16 protein-coding genes and 1 pseudogene are annotated in these 21,483 nt (G+C 60.1%); 10 read left to right on the forward strand and 7 right to left on the reverse strand.

All coding sequences use genetic code 11. The features are described from left to right. Positions 1–33 precede the first annotated feature (33 nt). The 3 genes and pseudogenes from E4Q08_RS05315 to E4Q08_RS05325 all read right to left on the reverse strand — a co-directional run bounded on the left by E4Q08_RS05315 (position 34) and on the right by E4Q08_RS05325 (position 3,197). On the reverse strand, positions 34–1,653 hold the full coding sequence (locus tag E4Q08_RS05315) for an NAD+ synthase (RefSeq protein WP_034909139.1): 1,620 nt from the start codon (positions 1,651–1,653) through the stop codon (positions 34–36). Positions 1,654–1,716: 63 nt separating this feature from the next. Further along, positions 1,717–2,267: pseudogene (ppa, locus tag E4Q08_RS05320) on the reverse strand (inorganic diphosphatase). Between the two features lie 222 nt (positions 2,268–2,489). Continuing rightward, positions 2,490–3,197 (reverse strand): glutathione S-transferase family protein, encoded by a 708-nt coding sequence (locus E4Q08_RS05325; protein ID WP_169069616.1) that lies wholly within the window; start codon positions 3,195–3,197, stop codon positions 2,490–2,492. A gap of 240 nt (positions 3,198–3,437) precedes the next feature. Here E4Q08_RS05325 and E4Q08_RS05330 point away from each other — a divergent pair, with 240 nt between their 5' ends. Further along, positions 3,438–6,008: an extracellular catalytic domain type 1 short-chain-length polyhydroxyalkanoate depolymerase gene (locus E4Q08_RS05330; protein ID WP_169069617.1), complete on the forward strand. Its 2,571-nt coding sequence runs from the start codon at positions 3,438–3,440 to the stop codon at positions 6,006–6,008. Positions 6,009–6,055: 47 nt separating this feature from the next. Here E4Q08_RS05330 and E4Q08_RS05335 read toward each other — a convergent pair whose 3' ends face one another. Continuing rightward, complete coding sequence (locus E4Q08_RS05335; RefSeq protein WP_034909634.1) at positions 6,056–6,832, reverse strand: enoyl-CoA hydratase; 777 nt, start codon at positions 6,830–6,832, stop codon at positions 6,056–6,058. Between the two features lie 235 nt (positions 6,833–7,067). Then, positions 7,068–8,534 carry a polyhydroxyalkanoate synthase family protein gene (locus E4Q08_RS05340; RefSeq protein ID WP_169069618.1) on the reverse strand — a complete coding sequence of 489 codons (1,467 nt, stop codon included), beginning with the start codon at positions 8,532–8,534 and terminating at the stop codon, positions 7,068–7,070. Between the two features lie 605 nt (positions 8,535–9,139). On the opposite strand from E4Q08_RS05340, the gene E4Q08_RS05345 reads away from it, so the two are divergent. After that, complete coding sequence (locus E4Q08_RS05345; RefSeq protein WP_034912453.1) at positions 9,140–10,678, forward strand: class I adenylate-forming enzyme family protein; 1,539 nt, start codon at positions 9,140–9,142, stop codon at positions 10,676–10,678. Between the two features lie 3 nt (positions 10,679–10,681). Here the strand turns inward: E4Q08_RS05345 and E4Q08_RS05350 are convergent, their stop codons facing one another. After that, entirely contained in the window at positions 10,682–12,697 is a 2,016-nt protein-coding gene (locus E4Q08_RS05350; protein ID WP_248594717.1) for a PHA/PHB synthase family protein, read from the reverse strand. A gap of 475 nt (positions 12,698–13,172) precedes the next feature. Between E4Q08_RS05350 and E4Q08_RS05355 the strand changes: the two genes are divergently transcribed. From E4Q08_RS05355 to E4Q08_RS05385, 7 genes are all read left to right on the forward strand, one after another. Continuing rightward, positions 13,173–13,940, forward strand: coding sequence for a 3-hydroxyacyl-CoA dehydrogenase (locus E4Q08_RS05355; protein WP_034919605.1), 768 nt, complete (start codon positions 13,173–13,175; stop codon positions 13,938–13,940). Between the two features lie 59 nt (positions 13,941–13,999). Beyond that, entirely contained in the window at positions 14,000–15,181 is a 1,182-nt protein-coding gene (locus E4Q08_RS05360; RefSeq protein WP_169069619.1) for an acetyl-CoA C-acyltransferase, read from the forward strand. Positions 15,182–15,239: 58 nt separating this feature from the next. Next, positions 15,240–15,680, forward strand: a complete 441-nt coding sequence (locus tag E4Q08_RS05365; RefSeq protein WP_211203324.1) for a MaoC family dehydratase N-terminal domain-containing protein — start codon at positions 15,240–15,242, stop codon at positions 15,678–15,680. A gap of 11 nt (positions 15,681–15,691) precedes the next feature. After that, positions 15,692–16,111, forward strand: coding sequence for a MaoC/PaaZ C-terminal domain-containing protein (locus tag E4Q08_RS05370; RefSeq protein ID WP_034919613.1), 420 nt, complete (start codon positions 15,692–15,694; stop codon positions 16,109–16,111). Between the two features lie 145 nt (positions 16,112–16,256). Continuing rightward, entirely contained in the window at positions 16,257–17,333 is a 1,077-nt protein-coding gene (locus E4Q08_RS05375) for a poly(R)-hydroxyalkanoic acid synthase subunit PhaE (protein ID WP_169069620.1), read from the forward strand. 66 nt (positions 17,334–17,399) lie between these two features. After that, the gene (gene phaC / locus E4Q08_RS05380; protein ID WP_169069621.1) at positions 17,400–18,506 is read left to right on the forward strand and encodes a class III poly(R)-hydroxyalkanoic acid synthase subunit PhaC; all 1,107 of its coding nucleotides are present in this window, start codon (positions 17,400–17,402) and stop codon (positions 18,504–18,506) included. A 132-nt stretch (positions 18,507–18,638) separates the two neighbouring features. Next, complete coding sequence (locus E4Q08_RS05385; RefSeq protein WP_169069622.1) at positions 18,639–19,349, forward strand: alpha/beta hydrolase family protein; 711 nt, start codon at positions 18,639–18,641, stop codon at positions 19,347–19,349. A gap of 26 nt (positions 19,350–19,375) precedes the next feature. Here the strand turns inward: E4Q08_RS05385 and paaI are convergent, their stop codons facing one another. Continuing rightward, positions 19,376–19,903, reverse strand: a complete 528-nt coding sequence (gene paaI / locus E4Q08_RS05390) for a hydroxyphenylacetyl-CoA thioesterase PaaI (RefSeq protein ID WP_169069623.1) — start codon at positions 19,901–19,903, stop codon at positions 19,376–19,378. A gap of 250 nt (positions 19,904–20,153) precedes the next feature. Here paaI and rimO point away from each other — a divergent pair, with 250 nt between their 5' ends. Beyond that, positions 20,154–21,479 carry a 30S ribosomal protein S12 methylthiotransferase RimO gene (gene rimO / locus E4Q08_RS05395; protein ID WP_034911837.1) on the forward strand — a complete coding sequence of 442 codons (1,326 nt, stop codon included), beginning with the start codon at positions 20,154–20,156 and terminating at the stop codon, positions 21,477–21,479. The last annotated feature ends 4 nt before the right edge of the window (positions 21,480–21,483 follow it).

Raw genomic sequence — 21,483 nt, forward strand, 5'->3', positions numbered from 1 at the left:
ATCCGCAAGTGATCAGTAGACTCGCGATCGCCATCAGTAGAGGTCGCGGTAGCGGTTGGTGATCGGATAGCGCCAATCCTTCCCGAAACCGCGCTGCGTGACACGGATGCCGACCGGAGCCTGCCGTCGCTTGTACTCGCTGATCTTGAGCAGATGCACGACGCGCCGCACATCGGCTTCGGCATGACCGCGGGCAATGATTTCACGCGGACTGAGATCCTTCTCCATGTACGCCTCGACGATGGCGTCGAGCACTTCGTAAGGTGGCAGACTGTCCTGATCGGTCTGGTCGGGTTTCAATTCTGCCGATGGCGGGCGGTTGATGATCCGTTCGGGGATTGCGTAGGCGACGGTATTGCGCCAGCGCGCGAGACGGTAGACCAGCGTCTTGGCAATGTCCTTGATCACAGCGAAGCCGCCGGCCATGTCGCCGTAGAGCGTGCAGTAACCGACGGCCATTTCCGACTTGTTGCCGGTGGTCAGTACCAGCGAACCGGTCTTGTTCGAGATCGCCATCAGGATCATGCCGCGAATCCTGGCCTGCAGGTTTTCTTCGGTGGTATCAGCCGGCAGACCGGCGAACTGCTTGTCGAGCATGCCGCCGAGCGTCTGCATCGCCGGTTCGATGGCGATTTCGTCGTAGCGTACGCCAAGCAGGCGGACCATCTCGCGCGAGTCCGCGAGACTGATCTCGGCCGTGTATGGAGAAGGCATCATCACCGCACGGACCTTGTCGGCGCCCAGTGCGTCGACCGCGATGCACAACGTCAGCGCCGAGTCGATGCCACCCGACAGGCCGATGATGGCGCCGGGAAAACCGTTCTTGCCGAGGTAATCGCGGACTCCGAGGAGCAGCGCCTGATAGACCTCGGCTTCGAGACACGGCGCCGGAACGATGGGTCCCGGCTGCGGTTGGCCATCGACGAAGTCAACGATGCCCAGCGCTTCCTCGAACTGTGCCCACTGGCAGCAGAGCGCACCTTGTGAGTCCAGTACGAACGAGCCACCGTCAAAGACCAGTTCGTCCTGTCCGCCGGCCAGATTCGCGTACACTACCGGCAGGCCGGTGCTGGCGGTGCGCTGACGCAGGACTTCGGTGCGCCGCTCGCGTTTGCCGATGTGGTAAGGCGAGGCGTTGAGGACCAGCAGGATCTCGGCACCAGCCTGGCGAGCCAGATCGGCCGCACCGGCTTCCCATACGTCGGCGCAGATATTCACGCCGCAGCGAACGCCCTTGAGCGTCAGAACACAGGGGTCGTCACCGGAGTCGAAATAGCGCTCCTCGTCGAACACTTCGTAGCTCGGCAGGCGCTGCTTGTAATAGGTGGCCACCCGCCTGCCTTCGTTGATCAGCGTCGCTGCGTTGTAGCAGTGCAGGCCGCGTTTCTCCGGGTGTCCCACGAGGATTGCGATGCCATCGGTGCCAGGCTGGCTGGCGGCCAGAGTATCGAGTTCGCGATCGCAGGCAGCACAGAAGTCGTCGCGCAGCAGCAGGTCCTCGGGTGGGTAACCGCAGAGCGCCAGCTCCGGCGTCAGCAGCAGGTCGGCACCCTGTTGCCGGGCGCGTTCGGCGAAATCGAGGATGCGCTTTCGGTTGCCGGCGAAGTCGCCAACCGTGGCATTGATCTGGGCAATCGCAATTTTCAGAGACATGGGCGCAGGTACCAGCGAAAGGGGCGCTCGCGCGCCCCCGATCAGCGTGAGCAGAGGAATCGTTCAGAATGCCGGCTTCTCTTTGGCATCCGCGTACGCCTTGACACCTTCCATGATTTCCTTCTTGGCTTCGTCACTGCCGAGCCAACCTGCAACCTTGACGAACTTGCCGCGCTCGAGATCCTTGTAGTGGGCAAAAAAAGTGCGCAATCTGGTCAAGAATGACCTGCGGAAAATCGCGCGGCGACTCGATGTCGCGATACATCGACGACAGACTATCGACCGGGACAGCCAGCAGCTTGGCATCTGGTCCGGCTTCGTCTTCCATCGCCAGCATACCGATCGGGCGACAGCGCACGACCACCCCGGGGGGGCAGGGCAAACTGGCTTACCACCAGCACATCGACCGGATCACCATCGCCGGCGATGGTATGCGGGATGTAGCCGTAGTTGCACGGGTAGTGCATGGCGGTGGACATGAATCGATCGACGAAAACCGCGCCGCTATCCTTATCCACTTCGTACTTCACCGGATCGGAATGCATCGGAATCTCGATGATGACGTTGAAATCGTTGGGAAGTGCCTTGCCGGAAGGCACGCGATCTAGGCCCATTTTCGTGATCTCTCTACTGGTGACGGAAGTGCCGATTATACCCGCGTATCCCTAATTCCTGGGTTCGATCTGTGGTGTATTGGCAGGGCGGTGCCCCTGCTGCGCCAAGCCAATTGCCAATATTCGGTGTGCGTGGCGAGATGAAAAGTTTCATGGTGCCCTCGCTCTGCCTGCGGCCGGGTGGATAGTGGTGCTTGCTGCCGCGATTGAATCCGTGTTGTCTCAGACGCCGGTCTGGAGCGACTGGCCCATTTCGACCATCTGGCGCGTTTTCTCGGCAAATTGCCGCGCCTGCTCGTCGTCGGCGTCGCGATCAATCTCCGATGGTGGTGTATTGATTCCTTTCTGCACCGCCGGGCGGCGGCGGATCTGTTCAAGCCAGCGTTGCAGTTGCGGCAGGTCATCGATGTCAACTCCTGACCAGCGATGCGTGCGCACCCAGGCCCAGTTGGCGATGTCGGCGATCGAGTAGTCGCCGGCAAGGAACTCGTGCTCCTTGAGATGACCATCCAGCACCCGGAAGAGTCGCTTGCACTCACCCTGATAGCGGTCGATCGCGGGCGTGATCTTCTCTGGAAAGTAGCGGAAGAAGACGTTGGCCTGGCCCATCATCGGTCCGATCCCGCCCATCTGGAACATCAGCCACTGCACGACCCGTGAGCGGCCTTTGGTGTCGTCAGGAATCAGGCGGCCGGTTTTTTCCGCCAGGTAGAGCAGGATGGCGCCGGATTCGAAGACCGTAAAATCGTCTTCTGCGCGATCGACGATCGCGGGAATTCGACCGTTCGGATTGATGGCCAGAAACCACGGCTGTTTTTGTTCTCTTTTGGACAGGTTCAGCGTGTGCATCGTGTAGGGCAGGGCGAGTTCCTCAAGGGCAATCGAGATCTTGTGCCCGTTGGGGGTCGCAGCGGTGTACAGATCGATCATTCTCGTAGATTCCTGGGAGCGAGTGCCTGGTCGGGGTGGCAAGTGAGGAAGCGTTCCCGAATCTTACAATAATCCCGCCTTCCGGGTGACTGCATGGAACCGGAGGTGGCGAGGTCCGACTAACTTGCCGTCGGTCTTTTTGGCCGCTCCGGCAGCGAAAGGAATCCGGCCGAAAATTATTTATCGTCACTTACTAAATAATTACGTGCAATTCTGCAGGAGGCGTGTTATCGTTGTTACATGGTAAATGGACTGGCACGTTATGAATTCAGCGAGCGGCTCGCCGACATTCTCGGCGAGTCGCGGCGCGACCTGCGCTTCCGCGTTACGCTGATGGTCACCGGCGGGCTGGTCGCTCCTGGACCGCGAGGGCGCGGCTCGCCGCCGGCGAGTCCGCTGTACGCCGCCCATCTGCTGATCGGGGCGATGGCTGCACCACAACAGTCGCAGACCCTCGAGGCCATTCGTTGTTATGCCGATCTGCGGCCGAACGCGGTAGCAGCGGGTGGCAACGCGCCGCGAGTGCTCTTCGGTCCGGCGAGGGTCGATGAAAACGCCGAGAAGCGTCCCGAATTCTCGATCCGCCTGGATGGGCTGCCCTTCGGTGAGGCGCTGGCCGGCCTGCTGGAACTGGCTTGTGCCGAGGAGACGCGACCAATCGTTGCCAGCGAACTGTTCGGCGTCTCGATCAACCGCGGCTGCCCGGTCGCCTCGCTGCAATTCAGTGCTTGCTGGCAAGGCCGGCGCGCCGTGATCAGTCATACCTATGGCCTGGCCCCGGACGCTGCTCCGCCGGCCTGGCTTGATCCCCAACGTGGTGGAGTGGTCGATCCGGGCCTCCTTCACACCGTTTTCTTGCCGGTCCGGAAATTGCTCGAGATCGGTCTGTTGACCACCTTGTCCGATGACAGGAGTACGCCAATGTTGAACAAACTGGGCCATAAAGTGGCCGCCATCAAGAAGATGGCAGAACTCGCGGCGAAGACGCCGCATGGAAGTCGCTGGGAGAAACTCCTGTCGGCGCTGACCGCGGTGCAAGCCTGGTCGGAGCAGGTGGACGCGCAAGAGAACCGCTTGCTCGAAGTCACTGCATTCGGGTCGAATCCCGGCGAATTGCGGATGTACCGCTATGTCCCCGATCGCTTGCCGGCGAATGCCCCGCTGGTGGTCGTGCTGCATGGCTGCACGCAAAGCGCGGCTTCGTACAACAAGGGGAGCGGCTGGTCGACACTGGCCGATCGCTACGGCTTTGCGGTGTTGTTCCCGCAGCAGCACTGGAACAATAATCCCTTGCGTTGTTTCAACTGGTTCAAACCGGAAGACAATGACCGCGAAAAGGGTGAACCACTGTCGATCAAACAGATGGTCGACCGGATGCTCAGTGATCACGGCCTGGATCGTCGCCGGGTCTACGTCACCGGCACCTCGTCTGGCGGGGCGATGACCAATGTGATGCTGGCGACCTATCCGGAGGTTTTCGCAGGCGGTGCGGTGATTGCCGGCGTGCCCTACCGTACGGCCAAGGGTTTGCAAGAGGGTCTCGAAAGCATCTTCCAGGGGCGCTCGCGTTCGTCCAGGGAGTGGGGCGAACTGGTGCGGGCAGCATCGCCGCACCAGGGGCCATGGCCCAGGGTATCGGTCTGGCATGGCGATGCCGACACCGCCGTCAAGCCGGTCAACGCCGAAGAAACCATCAAGCAATGGGCGGACATCCATGGCCTCGACCTGCAGCCGACGATCCAGATGACGGTCGATGGCTATCCGCGTCGAGTCTGGCAGGGACCCGGCGGCGACGAACTGATCGAGTCCTATACGGTCACCGGCATGTCACACGGTGCTGCTCTGGATCCGGGCGCCGAACCCCATCAGTGCGGCACGGCAGCCCCGTTCTTCAACGCCGTCGGAATTTCTTCGACGCACCGGATTGCCGACTTCTGGGGACTCCTTGCCGAGCGCCCGGCCAGTGCGCGTGACCCGGCCACGGCTGGGCAGGAAGCAGGGCGATCTGCCCGTGCGTCGACTGCCGGGAGTGCCAGCACGATCGACTTTGGTCAGCGTACCTGCAAAGAAGACGCCACGCAAAAAAGCGGGCCGGAGGACTACGCATCCGGTGCGCAGGAGCAGCGTTCCGGAACCGGCCGGCCATTCGGCCTCGACGTGCATGGCATCATTTCGGCCTCTCTGGAAGCAGCGGGCCTGCTCAAACCGGGTACCAGCAGTCGCCGACCGGACAGCAAGGCGCCGCTTGGCATCGACGTTCCGGGAATCATTTCGACGGCGCTGGAGGCTGCCGGTGTATTGAAGGGCATCTCGCAGCGGTCGGCTTCGGCAGCTCCCGAAGCGAATCTGAAAACGTCCGGCTGGGAAGGGTCGGGATGGGAATTGCTGCTTGACGACCCGCGAGCCTTCCGGGGTGGATCGATGCTCTACGGCCACGCCTCGTCAGGCGACCGCGGTGCCCTTGGCGCACGGGCACAGTCGATTTCTCGGCGGATCAAACTGGGTTCGCAGCCTGAACTCAGCTACGTACGGCGGCTGGATCTCAGTGCCGGGGTCAACGATTACACCAGTGCGAGTTTCCGTGTCCTGATTGATGGCCAGGTGGTTGACGAGGTGACTGCCATCGGCATGGTCCACCAGGAAACCGAATGGCTGCGCCAGGCGGCGATCGACCTGGCACGCTTTGCCAACCGTACGGTCACGCTGACCCTCGAAGTCGCTGCCTGTTCGAACATCTACAGCACGGTTTACGCCAAGGCCTGGGTGGACCAGATCACGATTCACAATGCCGTCGATCTGGCCCACTGTTGAGCGCAGGCCCCGCACGGGATGCTCGGGCGGGGCCGTTGCGCCATAGGTCAACGATTGGTGAAGGAAGCCTTGCGTTTCTCGACGAAAGCCGCCATGCCTTCTTTTTGATCGTCGAGGGCAAAAGCCGAATGGAAAGTGCGGCGTTCGAAGAGCAGGCCCTCGGACAGCGAGCTTTCATAGGAGCGATTGATGCATTCCTTGATCATCATCACCACCGGCAACGAGAAACCGGCGATCCTGGTGGCAGCCGACATCGCCTCATCGAGGAGCTTGTCGGCCGGGACGACACGCGAAACCAGCCCGGCGCGTTCAGCCTCCACGGCGTCGATGGTGCGCGCGGTCAGGCACAATTCCATCGCCTTGGCCTTGGAAATCGCGCGCGGCAGGCGCTGCGTGCCACCCGCTCCAGGAAGGATCCCGAGGCGGACTTCGGGCTGGCCGAACTGAGCGGTGTCGGCTGCCAGGATGATGTCGCACATCATCGCCAATTCGCAACCGCCGCCCAGGGCATAGCCGGCGACGGCGGCGATGACCGGCTTGCGGCAGCTCTTGAGGGTATCCCAGTTGCGCGTGATGAAGTCCCCCTTGTACGCCTCCATGAACGAGAGCGACTGCATCACGGTGATGTCGGCACCGGCAGCGAAGGCCTTGTCCGAGCCAGTGATGACAATCGCCCCGATGTTCTCGTCGGCCTCGAAGCTGCTGAGCGCATTGCCGAGTTCGTCCATCAAGTCATCGTTCAGGGCATTCAGTTGCTTCGGGCGGTTGAGTGTGATCAGGCCGACTTTTCCGCGCACTTCGGCGGTAATGTTGACGTAGGTCATAAAGAAAATCTCCGGGCTCAATAGGGATGGATTCGAGAACCTGTGACGAGGCGCAGGTTCTCCCTGGTACTCTGGGTCGGGACTTGCGTCTCGGGGTTGGGGAAAACCGGAATCACGGACACTTAACGCTGACGACGCCTTGTTTGGCGCCGTCATTCGTTACAGATGCTGCCGCCGGCCTGAACGATTGGATGTTCAGGCTGCGGCGCTGCTTGCTGTCAGCTACGATGCGGTATCAGGAGATGTCCAGCTGGAATTTCACCGGACCGCGGGAATCCTTGCCGTTGGCGTCCTTGAAGGTGCCGGTGACCGGTGCTTTCTTGCCATGAGGACTGGTCAGGATGGCCACGTGACCACCAAAGAAAGCGACCGACTCCAGGCCATTCCAGCCTTCCAGGAACTTGTTGCCGGCGGTGGCACACGGTGGCGTGACCAGGTCGTCCTTGATCGCATAATTCTGATACCAGGGCACATTGAGATCGATCAGATTCTTGATATTCAGCGGCTGACCAAAGAGTTGTACGGGCAGCGTACCGTCATCGGCAATCGGATCCTGGAAGGTGTGCGAACTCATGTTGGCGATCGCCAGCGGCAGGTGTACACGTTCCTTGAGCAGCCAGCGGAAGAGGGCAGCCGGTGTCTTGCCGGGGTTGAGGTCGGTGGCGCGGTGCAGTGAAACCTGATCGAGCACCTTGACCAGCGGGGTTTCCCGGTCGATGGCGACAAAGCGCATTCCCAGGCTCAACAGGTAGCCATTGGCGACCTTGTTGCCGCTCGGCAAGGTCGTGGTGATGAAGTCGTGGTGCATCGTCGGCATGCCGCTGATGGCATCACTATAGGTGCCGTCAACCGGGGTCACGTTGGTGATCAAGGCGTCGCAGACATCTTTCAGTTTACCCGACAGAATGTTCATCAGGGAGATGTAACCGCCTTGGCAGGTGCCGTTGAGGGTGACTTTCTTGCCGCTGTTGAGTTCCATGACCTTGGCGCAGAGCTCGCGCGTCTGTTCGCAGTCCTGGTCTGGCGTGAGCGTCTGGACCTTCGGATTGTTCATGATGTCCTTGACGACACGGACATAGGTCGGGATACCCTCGTTGGCGAACGAGTGGCTGTAACTCTTGTTCTCGAAGGGCAGGAACGCCAGGATGTGTACCCCCAGCATGTACGGTGGCACGAGAATGACTGGTTTGAGATCCTTGCGAACTTCAACGCCCGCCTTCAGCGGCAATACCTGATAGAGCTCGAAGGCGTCCGTTTCATGGACCAGCTTGTAATTCGCCGTGTTGAAATGGAAGCCGAATTCATCGGCGATGGCTTCGATCTGCTCATTGAAGTTGGAGACTGCCTCCATGATTTCGGCTTCGCGGCGCATGTAGCCGCCCAGCTTTTCGCCTTCCGAATTGAGGATGGTGTTCAGGAAAGCGCGCGTCCCTTCTTCGATCTGGTCGAAAGAGTAGTCGGCCATCTTTGCCTGCATCCCGGCCAGACCCTTGCGCCCCATGGCAACGTTGTGTTCGAGGATCTCGAAGGTCTCCATCATGCTCAGCGGGTTGTCACGGGCCGCGGTCATGGCGATGTGAGCGGCAATGAAGAGATTGTCATTAAACTCGCTGACTTCGCGATTCGTGGCGCGCATCATGGCCAGCGTATACCTCCACCAACTCGTGGTGAAATCAGGCATTTCCCTTAGCAGAGCATTCATTTTCCAACCTCCAAATTAACGTCAGTCAAAACGGGCCAGACCGCAGTCGGCGACCCACGATTACCTTGGCTCCGCCGCAAGAACGGACACCGGTGATTCCTTCCCGAAAAACGATGCGAACAGCCATCGCACTTGGCGCAGTTCAGAAGCTCGCCAACTCGCACAGCAAACGCTAGCAGCCGTACCTGGTGGTATGCATGCTGGCGCCCGAACGACGGCTGCAAGCGAGCACTTTTCCGCACCGCACAATGCATTCTACTCCTCTGTACGGGAATTGTTCACCCCGCTTGACAGTTCTCGAAAGGATTATTTTCCAGGCGGCTGCAAGCGCCACGAATCGTCAGTTAAATGGCTTTCCGGAGGGCTTGTTGCCGCTATTCGTCGAGCCGCGCCAGGGTTTGCGCAGGGCTTTACACTGGCGGGCGAAGTTGAGTTGTATAGTAACGTTTTGTTGCGCTGCGATAGCGTGGCGGCGAAGAACGCTCGGGTGCGGGCCAGCCAGGCTGAGGGGGGGCGGTTTCGCTCTCGACGAGTCAGGAATGTACTGAACCGGGCGGGTTGCCGCGATTGGCCACGCATGGCGCGGTTTCTTGGAGGGAAGGGAAATGCTGCAACTTGCAAGCTTGATCAAACATCACTCGACGTTCCGACCGGATCAGGTCGCCGTCGTTTTTGAGCAGGAACGTCTGACCTGGTGCGAGTTTGACGCGCGCGTCAACCGTTGCGCCCGCTTGCTGCAATCGCTCGGGGTGCAAAAAGGTGAGCGGGTGGCGACGGTCCTGAGCAACTGTCGGGAACTGCTCGAAATCTACTGGGCGGTGCCGTCGATCGGTGCAGTGCTGGTACCCCTGAGTCCGCTCTTGATGGCTTCTGGTCTGGCCAGCCTGCTGCGTGATTCAGGTGCCGTATGTCTGATCACGCAGCGCTCGATGGCGCCGATGGTTGATCAGATTCGCGACGAGTTGCCAGGGCTGACGGCTGCGCACGTGCTGATGATCGACGGCCCATGGGCCGACTACGCGGATTATACGGCCCCGTTCGGGAACTCTCCGGATGGACGTTTGGAACCGGTATCGATCGCTCAGGATGACCTGTTCAATGTGATGTACACCAGCGGCACGACTGGTCTCCCGAAAGGAATCATGCACACGCATTTCGTGCGCTCGATGTATTGCACCTTGTTCGCCTCGGCATGGCGAATGAGCCCCGAATCGGTGGTACTGCATACTGGTGCCATCGTCTTCAATGGCGCCTTCGTGACCATGATGCCTTGCTTCTATCTGGGCGCACGTTACGTCCTGCAGCGCCAGTTCGATCCGGAAGAAGCGATCGAAATCATCGCTCGCGAGCGCGTCACGCATACCATGATGGTGCCGGCGCAGATCATTGCCGTGCTCAACTCGCCGAATTTCTCTGCCGAACGGCTCTCTTCACTGCAAATGATCCTTTCGCTGGGTGCGCCGCTGTATCAGGAACAGAAGGATCTGCTCAATCGCCTGTTGCCTGACCGCTTCTACGAACTCTACGGACTGACTGAAGGTTTCTGGACCATTCTCGACAAGACGCAGTCGCTGCGCAAGGCCGGTTCGGTCGGCTCTCCGCCGTGTTTTTACGAGTTGCGCATCGTCCGGGAAGACGGCAGCGACGCGCCGCCCGGAGAAGTCGGCGAGATCGTCGGTCGTGGACCATCGCTGATGTCGGGCTATTACGACCGCCCCGACCTGACTGCGCAGGCGATCCGCGACGGCTGGTTGTTTACCGGCGATCTGGGCTATACCGACGGCGAGGGCTACCTCTATCTGGTGGACCGCAAGAAAGACATGATCGACAGCGGCGGCGTCAAGATCTACCCGAGGGACATCGAAGAAGTCGCTGCGCGTCATCCGGATGTCAGGGAGGTGGCGGTATTCGGCGTGACGCATGAAAAATGGGGCGAGACGCCGGTTGCTGCGGTGTTGCTCCACGACGGGGCGACGGTTGGCGCCTGCGAACTGCGTGACTGGATCAACGCGCGTGTCGACGCCCGTTACCAGCGCCTGCACGCGTTGAAGATCATGGACGAATTTCCACGCAACGCGGCAGGCAAGACCTTGAAACGTACGATGCGGGACAACTATCAGGCAGGGAATTGCGAAAGTTGCTGATCCTCAAACCTGATAGATGTAGGTTCCCGGTGCGTCGCAGAGCGGAACATAGCCTTTGTCGGGCGCTCCCATCGGTGGTGCGGCTTCATTGCCGGAGGAATGCCGCTGCAGCCATTGTTGCCACACCGGCCACCACGACCCCTGATACACCGGCGTCTTTGCCTTCCAGGTCTCGGCATCCAGGAAGCGTTCACCTTCCCGGCAAACGCTGAGCTGGAAGGAGCGGCGCGGACGCCCCGGCTCATTGACGATGCCCACGTTATGGCCACCACTGGTGAGGACGAAAGTCAGCTCGGTCGCATCGCTTTGCAGGTGCAGCTTGTATACCGAGTGCCACGGCGCGACGTGGTCGGCCCCGGCAGCAACGGCAAACATCGGCACATGGATGTTGCTGATCGAGATGGCGCGCCCGTCGACCAGGTATTTGCCCTGGAACAGTTCGTTGTCCACGTACAGCCGGCGCAGAACCTCGGAGTGCTGGCGATACGGCATGCGCGTGCCATCGGCATTCCAGGCCATCAGGTCGAACATCGGTTCGCGTTGCCCAAGATAGTACTCGCGCACCATCTTCGACCAGATCAGATCGGCGGACTTGAGCATCTGGAAGCCACCGGAGACCTGCTTGTGTCCCAGATAACCTTTCTGCCACATCATGTCCTCGAGCAGGGTCACTTCGCTGGCATCCATGAAGACGTTGATTTCACCGACGTCGGTAAAGTCGGTCATGGTGGTGAACAAGGTGACGCTGGCCAGCCGGTCATCCCCGTCGCGAGCCATCGCAGCGGCGACAATGGTCAGCAGAATGCCGCCCAGGCAGTAACCGACGGTGTGGATCTTGCGCCCCGGCAGGATGTCCGAAATGGCGTTGATGGCGGCCAGTGTTCCCAGCTTGCGGTAATCTTCCATGCCGAGATTGCGGTGTTCCGCGCCGGGGTTGAGCCACGAGATCATGAACACCGTATGGCCTTGATCCACCAGGTACTTGACCAGCGAATTGTGCGGCGACAGGTCGAGGATGTAGTATTTCATCATCCATGCCGACTGCATCAGGACGGGTTCGCGCTGGACGGTATCCGTGGTCGGCGAGTATTGAATCAGCTCCATCAGCAGATTGCGATAAACCACCTTGCCCGGCGTGATGGCGAGATTTTCTCCTACCTTGAACGCCTCGACTCCGGCCGGTTTTTCGTCACGCAGCGAGCGGCGCATGTCCTCACCATAGAACTGGGCACCCCGTGACAGATTGGCGCCTCGCTCGTTGATCGTGGTTTCAACGATTTCAGGGTTCAGGAGCGGCATATTGCATGGTGCCGTCATGTCGAGGATCTGTTTGGCGGTGAACCAGACTGCGGCTTCGCCATGCTTGGAAACGCCGCGAATGCCGGTGGTCGCGTTGTGCCACCATTGTTGATTGAGCAGGAAGCCCTGGTAGATCACGTTGTAGGGAAAACGTTGCCAGCCCGGATGATCGAAGCGATGGTCGCCGGGCAGTGGCTTGATGGTCGGCTCGGCGTTACCCGTGATTGCCGAAGACAGGGCATAGGCGCCCAGGCGCATCGCCTTGCGGGTCGCCTTGGCTGCCAGTTGAAACTGCTTGCCGGGCGATGCCGCCAGATGCACCGTCCAGTCGAGATAAGCCATCGCCAGCGATGCTGGTGAAATTCCGCCACTCAACTGACCGAGCGCCACATTGGTCATCCGGTCAATGTTTTCCAGTGCGTCGGAATCCAGCAAATGGCGATCTCCCAGGCGGCGAGAGAACTCCATTCGCGGCTGCGGATCGACGGTCGCCGGCGTGGCTGCCGTAACGGCAGCCAGAGGCATGGCCGTTGTGGTGTCAGGCGCTGCGGTTGTTGAGGCATCAGCAACCGGTGGCAGGGCGGGCGGCTTTGCTGCGGGTTTCTTCCGACGTGCGATGCGGGGCTTGGCGGGCGGCTTTGCTGCACCGCTCGCTTCAGGTGGGGTGACCGCCGCGGTTGCCGCAGCAGGCTCCTGAGATTCGTTAAGCGTTTCGACCATGAGTATTCTCCGTTGAGTGCTGAAACAATCGTCAGATCAGGGCACCATAGCGCCCAAGTGACCAGCATGCTAAAGCATCGCGCGGACGCGGCCCTGATCCAGGTCAACAGAAGCGGTGACAACGGGCACTTAGCGACCGACTGCAGCATGGGAATGGCGTGGCCCTCGTTGCCGGACTGCGTCTGGTGCTTGACTCGGCAGCGGTCTGCATTCGACAATGGCGAGGTTGCTCGCCGCCGTTACCGGCCAGGCGTAAATGCGCCAGACACAAGGGAACTTGTTGAGCGCAACGGTTCGCTGTACGGGTTGTTGCCAAGCAGTCTTTTTGGCTCAGGCACTCGCATCATCAAGAGAATTCTCGATGTGCCAGGAGGTTCTGTTTTTACTGTGACGACGCTCGTTCATGAGGATCGCCGTCGGCACAGTCCAGGAGCGCGGCATTGCGTGATGTCGCGATATTTTTTTGGGGGTTAAAATGCAAATCAGTGGCAGTGTTTTTGTGGTAACGGGTGCAGGCTCCGGCCTCGGAGCGGAAACGGCGAGCGGCCTGGTCAGCGCTGGTGCAAAGGTGGTGATTGTCGATATCGATGCTGCTGCCGGCGAGGCGCAGGCCGCGCAACTTGGACCGAACGCGCGCTTTGCCAAGACCGATGTGACCGATGAGGCGAGCGCAAGCGCCGCCATCGAAATGGCCGTCAAGGAATTCGGCGCGCTGCACGGACTGGTCAACTGTGCCGGTGTCGCACCACCCAAAAAGGTGCTTGGCCGCAATGGCCCGCACGACCTGGCAACTTTTGCGCGCGTCGTAAACATCAATCTGATCGGCACCTTCAACATGATTCGTCTTGCTGCCGAAGCGATCAGCAAGAACGAAGCGAACGAGGACGGTGAGCGTGGGGTGATCGTCAACACCGCATCAATCGCCGCCTACGACGGCCAGATTGGCCAGGCCGCCTATGCCTCTTCGAAGGCGGCTGTCGTTGGCCTGACGCTGCCGGTCGCGCGCGAGCTCGCAGAGCATGGCATCCGCGTCGTCACCATCGCCCCAGGTATCTTCGGGACGCCGATGATGAAGGGCCTGCCACAACCCGTTCAGGATACGCTGAGCAAGATGGTGCCGTTCCCATCGCGCCTGGGCTATCCTGCCGAGTATGCAGCGCTGGTCCGGCACATCTGCGAGAACACTTATCTGAACGGTGAAGTCATCCGTCTCGACGGTGCCATCCGGATGCCAGGGAAGTAAGTTCTGACCTGCAATTAATTTCAATCGGGCAAGAGTCGTTGTAATAATAGGAGTGTTTTATGAGTGAATCCGTTGTCATCGTAGGCGCGAAGCGCACGCCAGTGGGCGCCTTCCAGGGTCAGTTTGCGGGTTTGACGGCCACGCAACTCGGTAGTGTCGCGATCAAGGCCGCAGTCGAGCAGGCGGGTGTCAAGGTCGAGGATATCGATGAGGCACTGATGGGCTGCTGCTTGATGGCCGGCTTGCGTCAGGCCCCCGCACGCCAGGCGGTCCTGGGCGCAGGTCTGCCAAAGTCGGTGCCTTGCACCACCCTGACCAAGATGTGCAGCTCTGCCCAGAAATCGGTCATGATCGCGCACGACGAACTGCTGGCTGGTTCGATCAACATCGCAGTGGCCGGTGGCATGGAGTCGATGACCAATGCTCCGCATGTACTGACCACCGCTCGCACGGGTTACCGGCTGGGAAATGGGGTGCTGCATGACCACATGTTCCTCGACGGTCTTGAGGATGCGTACGAGCAAGGCAAACTAATGGGCGCCTTTGCTGAACTGTGCGTAGATAAATATGCTTTCTCGCGCGAAGCGATGGATGCCTTCGCGATTGAATCAGTGACGCGTGCACAGAACGCAGTCACTTCCGGTGTCTTCAAGGACGAGATCGCACCGGTCACTGTTACCAGCCGCAAGGGTGAGGAAGTGATTGCCCTCGACGAGACACCGATGAAATGCGACGTTTCGAAGATCGCCAAACTCAAGCCGGCCTTCAAGAAGGATGGGGCGGTGACGCCGGCGAACTCGTCTTCGATCTCTGACGGTGCTGCGGCATTTGTCCTGATGCGCGAATCGGACGCCAAGGCAGCCGGCATCGTGCCTCTGGCGCGGATCGCTGGCCATGCCACTTTTGCGCAAGAACCGGCCTGGTTTACGACCGCGCCGGTGTTTGCCTTCCAGAAACTGTTGAAGAATGTGGGATGGCAGACTACGGATGTTGACCTCTGGGAAATCAACGAGGCTTTCGCTGCAGTGACCATGGTGTCGATGCGTGATCTCGATCTGCCGCACGACAAGGTTAACGTCAATGGTGGTGCCTGTGCGCTGGGCCATCCGATCGGCGCCACGGGGTCACGGATTCTGGTGACACTGCTCTACGCACTCAAGGCGCGTGGTCTCAAGCGCGGCATCGCGGGCCTCTGCGCTGGCGGCGGCGAAGCCACCGCGATCGCCCTGGAAATTCTCTGATCAAGTCGCCACACGGCGTTTCCACCCCGGTCTCCGGGGTGGTCCAGGAGTGAAACAGATGTTGATTGACAAGAAACACATTGGCATGAAAGTGCCGCAACATTCCGTCCATTTGACGGCATGGCAATTGAAGTGGTTCGCCAAGGCGACGGGTGAAACGAACCCGATCTACTTCGACGAAGAGGCCGCGAAGAAGGCCGGTCTGCCGGGCGTGCTGGCGCCACCGACCTTTTTCTTCTGCATGGACATGGACAAGGAACATCCCTTCGATTACCTCGAAACCATGGGCTGCGATCTCGGCAAGATGCTGCACGGCGAACAGTCGTTCGTGTATCACAAGCCGGTCTATGCCGGCGATACGCTGACTTTCGATGGCGAGATTACCGACATCTACGACAAGAAGAATGGTGCTCTGCAGTTCGTCGTCAAGGATGTCAAGGTGCGCCGGCAGGGCGAATTGGTGTGCGATGTGCACTCCGTGATGGTTATTCGGGCATAGGGGGATAGTCGATGACAACAGCGAATTATGATGCGCTCAAGGTGGGCGACGAGATTCCTTCGTTGACCACCGAGCCGGTGTCTCGTCTGACCTTGGCCCTGTATGCCACGGGTTCCGGCGACCATCATCCCCTGCACCTCGACCAGGATTATGTCCGCTCGAAAGGGATACCTGATGTCTTTGCGCACGGCATGCTGGGCATGGCTTACCTGGGTCGCATGCTGACGCAATGGGTGCCACAGGAAGCGATCCGCAGTTTCGGGGTGCGCTTTACGGCCATCACCCAGATCGGCGAGCGCATGGTGTGCACCGGCAAGGTGGTCGAGAAACTGGAGCAGGGTGGGGAAAAATGTGTTCGCCTCGAGTTGACCTGTGCCAACGAGCAGGGTGAGGCAAAACACAAGGCAGATGCCGTGGTGGCATTGGCCTGATACCGTCAGCAGGCCAGTAAAGCTGCAAGATCGCGGCCGTCGCCAGACGGCCGCAGTTTTGTTGTAGAGTGCACCCCGTCTACCGCAGGGCATCCGCCTACCGTGGCGGTAGGCGTGTCCGATACACTGAAAGGAGATCACAGGAGTGGAAAACAAGAATCCGAATGAGCAACTGGGCGGCGTCGTCAACGCTTGGGCCGAGTCGCAGAAGCGCTTGTGGGGCGACTGGTCCCAGATGCTGCAGAATCTCCCGGGCGGTCAGGAAGGCCCAGTCGCCGCGGTCAAGCAAGGCGTTGAAGCCGCCACCAAAGGTACGAACGAAGCAGCACGTTTGCTGATGGATCGTATGACCGGTAGCCATAATGCGATGAACCGTGTCATGGATTTCTTTTTCAAGTCCATGAAAGTCGTGGCTCCCAACCTCGAGGCCAACAAGGATTGGCGCCCCGACCTCAAGGGTTTTGCCGAGCAGTGGGCCAAGGAGTCGACGGCCATGCTCGAGCGCAGTTTTGGCATGGGTTCGCACATCGGTAATCTGAGTGGAACCTTGAGCAAGGATTTGCCCGAAGCCATGGGTCCCTGGTTGTCGTTTCTGATGCAGGCGGCTTCGTCCGGGCACATCGGCGAGGCGATGCTCGGCGGTACCGCCGGACTCAATCGCCTGCTGTCGATGGAAGGCGACGCCAGTGCGCTGGCGGGCGTCGGTCAGATTCCTCTCTTTGGCGCTTCTCGTGAGAAGAACGCCAAGTTGTTGCGGTTGGTCGACGCGGTCGTTGATCTGCGCAAGACCAGTCTGAATTTCCACAAGGCATTCGCCGATGCGTTGTCCAGAGCCGTCGAGGCGACAGTGGAAGAACTCGGCAAAGTGGCTGCCAAGGGTGAAAAGATCACCGCTGTGCGCCAACTGATGGGCCTCTGGTACCGTACTGCCGACAAATCGTTGCTGGTGACCTTCAATACGCAAGAGTTCCTCGATACGCAAAACGCGTTTACCAAGGCCCAGCAGCAATTTAAACTGGCACAACGCGAGGTCGTCGAGGACATCTTCCGCAGTCTCGACATGCCTACTCGCAGCGAACTGGACGAAACCTACCAGGTGATCCACGAACTCAAGAAGGAGATCCGAGCGCTCAAAAAGGGACTGCCTCCGGCAGCACAAGTTGCAGCCAAGGGCGGCGTTGCGGCTCGCAAGGCAGCAGTAGCGCGTGCCAAGAGCGAGTGAGCCGAAGCCTGAATGTTGTTTTTGATCGGCTTTACAAGCTAATAGACCGTTAGGAGGGTGCTACCCATGTTTTCTTTCCCAATCCAGATTCTTCCCGCTGACCTCATGGCTGAAGCCGCTGCCCTGAACGAGAAGCTCGCCAAGGGCGTCAGCAATCTCACCAATCTGACTGACGATGACATCGATATCGGCAGCACGCCAAAAGACGTCATCTTTGAGCAGGATGGCATCAAGGTCTACCATTATCATCCGCTGGTCGAGCCGTCGAAGATCATGAAGACGCCGCTGATGATCATGCCGCCGCTGATCAATGGTTACGAAGTAGCCGACCTGCAGCCTGATCGATCACTGGTCCGTAATTTGTTGAATCAGGGGATCGACGTTTACCTCAACGACTGGGGTTACCCGCGTCAGGTAGACAAGTTCCGCACTCTCGACGACTACATCAACGGCTACTTCGACGATACGGTGGACTTCATTCGCAAGTACCATGGTGTCGACAAGATTGCCCTGCTGGGTATCTGCCAGGGTGGCGCCATGTCAACCACCTACGCGACGCTCAATCCGGACAAGATCAGCCACCTGGTTCTGACCGTGTCGCCGATCGATTTCGACGCCTACAAGGCGAATCACAAGCCGCACGAGGGCTTGATGTTCACCATGGGGGGTGAAGCCGACGTGGAGAAAATGGTTGCCGTGCATGGCAATGTACCGGCCACTGTGCTCAACGAGTCGTTCATGATGGCTTCGCCGTTTATCCTGAACTACGGCAAGTACGCTGACGTGATCGATATTCTTGACGACCGTCTGGCCTTGCAGAACTTCCTGCGCATGGAAAAATGGCTGTTTGGCGGCCCCGACGCCGTCGGCCAGATGTTCAAGGAGTTCATCCGCGACTACCTCAAAGGAAACAAACTCGTCAAGGGTACCCTCGAGGTTGGTGGCCGCAAGGTGGACCTCAAGGAACTCACGATTCCGATCCTCAACATCTTTGCCGAAAAGGATCACATCGTGCCGCCGCCGTGCACCGTTGCTCTCGGCAAGTATGTAGGCAGCAAGGACTACACCGAGTTTGCCATTGCCACGGGCCACATCGGCATCTACACCGGCGGCTTGTCGCAAAAGGTCCTGGCGCCGAAGGTTGCCAGTTGGATGCGCGAGCGCGGCGCCTGAAGTCTGTAGCAGCTCGCGTCCGTCTGGACGCGAGTTGATGGGAGGCGCCCTGGAAAGTGAGTTCGTGACTGCTTCGGCAGAGTGCCGCGAAGAGGGCGCTTCCACCTCTCGGGGTCTCCTGCGGCAGCCATCATGACCCTTGCCATTACGCGTGCCATGTTTGCTCAGGTCCCGGCGCTGATCGTACGTCCGCTGGGTGGAGATGCTCCGGCGCCGACGGTGGTGTGGCTGCACGGGTTTGGCGCCGACAAGGAGCTGCATCTGCCCGAACTGTGCTGTTTAGCCGAGGCGGGGCTGCTGGCTGTCGGCATGGATGCGGTAGGTCACGGCCAGCGCCGGCTCGCCGATTTCGAACAACAATTTTCCGGGTCGCCAACGGGCAACCCCCGACTCTTCGATCGCCTCGTCAGCCGGACGGCTGCCGAGTTACCGCAATTCCTCGACATGCTGGTCGAGGGCGGTCTGACTGATCCGAAGCGAGTCGCCGTTGCCGGTGTTTCGATGGGTGGCTGCATCGTTTACGGAGCGGTTACTGCTGATCGGCGCATTGGTGCGGCGGCTGCGCTCCTCGGTTCGCCTGAATGGCTGCTCCCGGACAGCCCTCATCTCGCCCTTGACCGTTTTTTCCCCACTGCGCTTCTCTCGATCACCGCCGAGAACGACACGGTCGTTCCGCCGGCAGCCGCCCAGGCCCTGCACGCCAGGCTCTTGCCTCGCTATCGCGAGCATCCGGATCGGCTGAGCTATCGGGAGATTGCGGGTGCTCCCCATTTCATGAGTCCGGAAGACTGGGCCAGCGCCGTCGGTCTGGCCAGAGCATGGCTGACGAGCTTCCTGTTCTGACAACCAAAGACATGCACCTGGATGGCTCACTGCGGGTTGCCCTCGACCCGGCTTGCCGGTACGCCGGCTGAGGCCGGGCGAGCTTCTTCCGCTTCGAGGCCGGCGATGACTTCACCGGCGATGCGGTACGATTTGCCGCGGAAGAGGGCGACGATCCTGCCGTTGTGATTGCGGATGGTGGTGTCGTAGACGCCGGTACGCCCGGAACGAGAACGTTCCTCGCACTCGGCTTCGAGAAGTTCGCCTTCCCTTGCTGGTGTGAGAAAGTCGATGTGGCACGCCGAGGCGACGGTATTCCGGTTGTAGGCGTTGCAGGCATAGGCGAAAGCCGAGTCGGCGAGGGTGAACAGATATCCGCCGTGACAGATATGGTGGCCGTTGACCATATCCGGCCGAACGACCATCGTCAGCCGCGAATATCCTGGGCGAACGCAGATGATCTGCAGGCCAATCAGCTTGCTCGCCGCGTCGCGGCTGTACATGGCCGCTGCGGTCTGTTCGGCGAGTCGGGTGGCAGCTTCCGAATCGGCGGCACTGGGGGTGTTCCTGGGCATGAAACTTCCTTCGCTAGACAGACTGGGCTGGAGAAATACATGGTTTCCGATGTCGGACGAAACGGGCCATCGGACGTTTAGCTCCTATCCCCCGCGGTATTGCCGCCGCATCACTGGAGACCGGAAGCCATGCACCTTGCCACCCTGCGCCGCTGGCGTCAATCACTCGTGTTGCTCGCGGCCGCTTGTTCTGCATCGTGGAAGCGAAGCTGGCGGTATACTCGACGCCTTTTCATTCGAGCAGTTCTTCATGTCCAAACCAAAAAACATCGGTTTCGTTTCACTGGGTTGCCCGAAGGCGCTCGTCGACTCGGAACAGATTCTCACCAGATTGCGCGCCGAGGGCTATCTGATTTCACCTTCCTATGAAGGCGCCGATCTGGTCGTCGTCAATACCTGCGGTTTCATCGATGCCGCGGTCGAGGAGTCGCTCGATGCCATCGGCGAGGCCCTGACCGCGAACGGCAAGGTGATCGTCACTGGTTGCCTGGGAGCACGGGAAGAAGTGATCCGCCAGGCGCACCCGCAGGTGCTGGCGGTGACCGGCCCGCATGCCGCCGACGAAGTGCTGCAGCAGGTGCATGCGCATTTGCCGCAGCCGCACGACCCGTTCTCCAGCCTGCTACCGCCGCAGGGCATCAAGCTGACGCCGCAGCATTTTGCCTACCTGAAGATTTCCGAGGGCTGCAATCACAGTTGCACCTTCTGCATCATCCCCTCGATGCGCGGACCTCTGGTCAGCAGACCGATCGGTGAGGTGCTGCAGGAAGCCAGGACGCTGGCCGACGCCGGCGTGCGCGAACTGCTCGTCATTTCGCAGGACACCAGCGCCTACGGTGTCGATGTGAAGTACCGAACCGGCTTTTTCGGTGGTCGTCCGCTGCGGACCCGGCTGCAGGAACTCTGCGAAGCGCTGGCAGAACTGGGCATCTGGGTGCGCCTGCACTACGTATATCCGTATCCGAGCGTCGATGCGCTGCTGCCGCTGATGGCCGCGGGCAAGCTGCTGCCGTATCTCGATGTGCCTTTCCAGCACGCCAGCCCGCGCATTCTGAAGGCCATGAAGCGTCCGGCGAGTGCCGAGAACAATCTCGAACGGATCCAGGCGTGGCGGGCCGTCTGCCCCGAGATCACGGTGCGCAGCACCTTCATCACCGGTTTCCCTGGGGAGAGTGAAGCCGAATTCGAGGAATTGCTGGCCTTCATCGCGGCAGCGCGCCTCGATCGCGTCGGCTGTTTCGCCTATTCGCCGGTTGCCGGCGCGGCAGCCAATGCCTTGCCAGGTGCGCTGCCGGAGGAACTTCGCGAGGAGCGCCGGCGCCGTCTGATGGAGTTACAGGAAGATATCTCTGCAGAGTTGCTGGCGGCGAAGATCGGGCGTGAAATCGACGTCCTGGTCGATGAAGTGGACGATGAGGGAACGATCGCTCGTTCGGCAGCCGATGCGCCGGAAATCGATGGACTGGTGTTCGTCAATGATCATTTCGACGCCGAACCGGGTGATTTTCTGCGGGTACGGGTGGTCGATGCCGACGAGCATGATCTGTATGCCGAACTCGCTGCCGAGCCTGCCTGAGCGG

Origin of the sequence: Candidatus Accumulibacter contiguus (genome assembly GCF_012940005.1) — a bacterium.
Taxonomy (GTDB): domain Bacteria; phylum Pseudomonadota; class Gammaproteobacteria; order Burkholderiales; family Rhodocyclaceae; genus Accumulibacter; species Accumulibacter contiguus.

Excerpts from the sequence above, each read along its gene's own strand:
- E4Q08_RS05315 (WP_034909139.1), bottom strand. The coding sequence starts at position 1,653 with ATGTCTCTGAAAATTGCGATTGCCCAGATCAATGCCACGGTTGGCGAC.
- E4Q08_RS05325 (WP_169069616.1), bottom strand. The coding sequence starts at position 3,197 with ATGATCGATCTGTACACCGCTGCGACCCCCAACGGGCACAAGATCTCG.
- E4Q08_RS05330 (WP_169069617.1), top strand. The coding sequence starts at position 3,438 with ATGGTAAATGGACTGGCACGTTATGAATTCAGCGAGCGGCTCGCCGAC.
- E4Q08_RS05335 (WP_034909634.1), bottom strand. The coding sequence starts at position 6,832 with ATGACCTACGTCAACATTACCGCCGAAGTGCGCGGAAAAGTCGGCCTG.
- E4Q08_RS05340 (WP_169069618.1), bottom strand. The coding sequence starts at position 8,534 with ATGAATGCTCTGCTAAGGGAAATGCCTGATTTCACCACGAGTTGGTGG.
- E4Q08_RS05345 (WP_034912453.1), top strand. The coding sequence starts at position 9,140 with ATGCTGCAACTTGCAAGCTTGATCAAACATCACTCGACGTTCCGACCG.
- E4Q08_RS05350 (WP_248594717.1), bottom strand. The coding sequence starts at position 12,697 with ATGGTCGAAACGCTTAACGAATCTCAGGAGCCTGCTGCGGCAACCGCG.
- E4Q08_RS05355 (WP_034919605.1), top strand. The coding sequence starts at position 13,173 with ATGCAAATCAGTGGCAGTGTTTTTGTGGTAACGGGTGCAGGCTCCGGC.
- E4Q08_RS05360 (WP_169069619.1), top strand. The coding sequence starts at position 14,000 with ATGAGTGAATCCGTTGTCATCGTAGGCGCGAAGCGCACGCCAGTGGGC.
- E4Q08_RS05365 (WP_211203324.1), top strand. The coding sequence starts at position 15,240 with ATGTTGATTGACAAGAAACACATTGGCATGAAAGTGCCGCAACATTCC.
- E4Q08_RS05370 (WP_034919613.1), top strand. The coding sequence starts at position 15,692 with ATGACAACAGCGAATTATGATGCGCTCAAGGTGGGCGACGAGATTCCT.
- phaC (WP_169069621.1), top strand. The coding sequence starts at position 17,400 with ATGTTTTCTTTCCCAATCCAGATTCTTCCCGCTGACCTCATGGCTGAA.
- E4Q08_RS05385 (WP_169069622.1), top strand. The coding sequence starts at position 18,639 with ATGACCCTTGCCATTACGCGTGCCATGTTTGCTCAGGTCCCGGCGCTG.
- paaI (WP_169069623.1), bottom strand. The coding sequence starts at position 19,903 with ATGCCCAGGAACACCCCCAGTGCCGCCGATTCGGAAGCTGCCACCCGA.
- rimO (WP_034911837.1), top strand. The coding sequence starts at position 20,154 with ATGTCCAAACCAAAAAACATCGGTTTCGTTTCACTGGGTTGCCCGAAG.